General features: G+C 63.5%; 3 protein-coding genes. 2 read left to right on the forward strand and 1 reads right to left on the reverse strand.

Annotated elements, in window-relative coordinates:
- Positions 1-680 (reverse strand): sterol desaturase family protein (locus CCR82_RS00560; RefSeq protein ID WP_201243265.1); only part of this gene is annotated, 680 nt, incomplete at its 3' end.
- A 370-nt stretch (positions 681-1050) separates the two neighbouring features.
- On the opposite strand from CCR82_RS00560, the gene CCR82_RS00565 reads away from it, so the two are divergent.
- Positions 1051-2037 carry a VTT domain-containing protein gene (locus CCR82_RS00565; RefSeq protein ID WP_201243266.1) on the forward strand — a complete coding sequence of 329 codons (987 nt, stop codon included), beginning with the start codon at positions 1051-1053 and terminating at the stop codon, positions 2035-2037.
- Between the two features lie 95 nt (positions 2038-2132).
- The coding region (locus CCR82_RS00570; protein ID WP_201243267.1) for a hypothetical protein at positions 2133-2535 on the forward strand (403 nt) is incomplete at its 3' end.

Consider the following 2535-nt stretch of genomic DNA (forward strand, 5'->3'; position numbering starts at 1 on the left):
AGCAGCCGATCCCACCAGGAGAGGTTGAAACCAAAGTTGGAGTTGGTCTCGTCGTCCTCGATCGAATGATGCACCCGATGCATGTCTGGCGTGACGACGAACCAACGCAACATGCGATCGACCTGGGCCGGCAGCGCGATATTGGCATGGTTGAACATGGCCATCGCGTTGAGGATGACCTCGAACAGGATCACCGCGACCACCGGCGGCCCGAGCGCGGCGATGACGGCGAACTTGATCAGCATCGACAGGATGATCTCGATGGGATGGAAACGCGCGCCGGTGGTCAGGTCGTAGTCCAGATCGGCGTGATGGACCCGATGCAGCCGCCACAGCGCCGGCACCGCATGGAAGAGCACGTGCTGCACCCAGATAGCGAGGTCGAGCACCAGCAGCGCGAGCAACACCTCCAACCAGAACGGCCAGGTCAGCACATTGAGCAGCCCCCAGCCGGCACTGTTGACGTACAGCGCGACACCAACCGCGGCGGCCGGGAACAGCAGGCGCAGCAGCACCGTGTTCAACACCACCAAGCCGATGTTGCTGCTCCAGCGCTGCAGACGCGTGAGCATCCGGTCGCGGCGTGGCGCAGCCACTTCCCAGGTCGCCATCAGCGCGAATACGCCGAAAAAGAAGCCGAGGCGAATCGTTGCCTCATGGGTCTGGATGAAACTGTCCATCGGCCTTGCCTCATGAATCCTGGTGAAAAACCTGGGTAGGATGCTGGCAGATTGCAGCCAAATGATCAACTGCAACGTTGAATGTTGGCGATGACCCTTCAGACCGTTGGAGGCAGCTCAGGTCATCCTCTCGCTGTTGACCCTCCAGAGGCCCGTCGCTGCTTGATCAAGGCCGGCACACAAAAATTCAACTTTCTGGTTGATTATTGTCGTGGAAGCTGGCACGATTTTCCTGTTTGCGGCATTCCGCTCGATGGCTTGAGCGGTTAGACGCACTTGGTTAGACCAGGTCGAATGCGACAGGAAAGGACGGGCCAGACCCTCTGTCATCACAGATCGTTGACTCACTGAGCCACCGCTGGAGGCCGTCATGCATCGCTCGATTCTCCGCATCCTGAGCGCCCTGCTGCTGATCGGCGCGGTGGCCACGGCCCTGCTCTACCGCGATCGGCTCGACGTCGCGGCACTGGAGACCTGGATCAACGGCGCTGGTGCCGCCGCACCACTGATCTTCATCGGACTCTATGCGCTGGCGACGGTGCTGTTCCTGCCCGGCGCGGTCCTGACCCTCGCCGGCGGCGCCTTGTTCGGCCCGCTCTGGGGCACGCTCTACAACCTGCTTGGGGCGACCCTTGGCGCGACCTTGGCCTTTCTGATCGCGCGACATCTCGCCGGCGACTGGGTGCGGACACGCGCCAAGGGCCTGATCGCGCGCCTGATCCAAGGGGTCGAGGCCGAGGGCTGGCGTTTCGTCGCCTTCACCCGGCTGGTGCCGCTGTTCCCGTTCAACCTGCTCAACTACGCCCTGGGACTGACGCGCATCCGTGTTCTGCCCTATCTGCTAGCGTCGCTGATCTTCATGCTGCCCGGCGCATTGGCCTATACCTACCTGGGCTTCGTCGGGCGCGAGGCCATGGCGGGCAGCGAGGGGTTGATCCGCAACGGCTTGATCGCGCTGGCGCTGCTCGCCGCAGTCGCCTTCCTGCCGCGGTTGATCACGCGGCTGCGGCAGCGACCGATGCTACCGGCTGAGGAGCTTAAGCGCCGCCTCGACGCCGGGGCGCAGGATCTCCTGGTGCTCGATGTCCGCACGCCCGAGGAGTTCGTGGGCGACCAAGGCCATCTCGCCGAGGCCGTCAACATCCCGCTGGAGCACCTCCCCGACCAGATCGAAGCGCTCGGATCAAACCTCGAGCGACCGATCGCGCTGATCTGCCGCACCGATCGCCGCTCGGCCCAGGCCGCGGCGCTGCTCGCCGGCCGTGGCTTCGCTCAGGTGCAGGTCATCCAAGGCGGCATGACCGCCTGGCGAGCCAACGGCTGGCCGGTCGAACAGGCCCATGCTCAAGCCCACTGAACCGCGTTCGCGGATTGGTACAAACTGCTGGCCCTGCGTATCGCACACCCTCCATTCACCAACACACGATCACCCACCACCAAAGGAGCCATCCGATGAACACTGCCCAACGCGTCTTTTCAATCCTGCTGCTGCTGGCGTTGCTCGTACCAGGCGCAGCATCGGCCGAGAAACCGAGCGATGCGCACGCCCTTGAAGGCGTGACCTCCGGCAAGGTCGCCTGGGACATCAACATGGGGAATCCACGTGCACTCCTGGTCAATCTGCGCGTGATCGACGAAACCTATGAGGACCTGAAGCGACAAGGCGTCGAGCCCGATATGATCTTCACCTTCCGCGGCCCCTCGGCGCGCCTGGTCAGTGGCGACCGCACCGATGTGCCGCTCGATGAGGAGGCGGTCTACGACGAGATCGCCGAGCAGATCAAGGCATTGTTGGCCAAGCCGAACGTGCGCATGGAGGTCTGCTCGATCACGACCCGCCTCGCCGGCATCGACA

The sequence above is a fragment of the Halochromatium salexigens genome (assembly GCF_016653295.1).
Lineage (GTDB): Bacteria > Pseudomonadota > Gammaproteobacteria > Chromatiales > Chromatiaceae > Lamprobacter > Lamprobacter salexigens.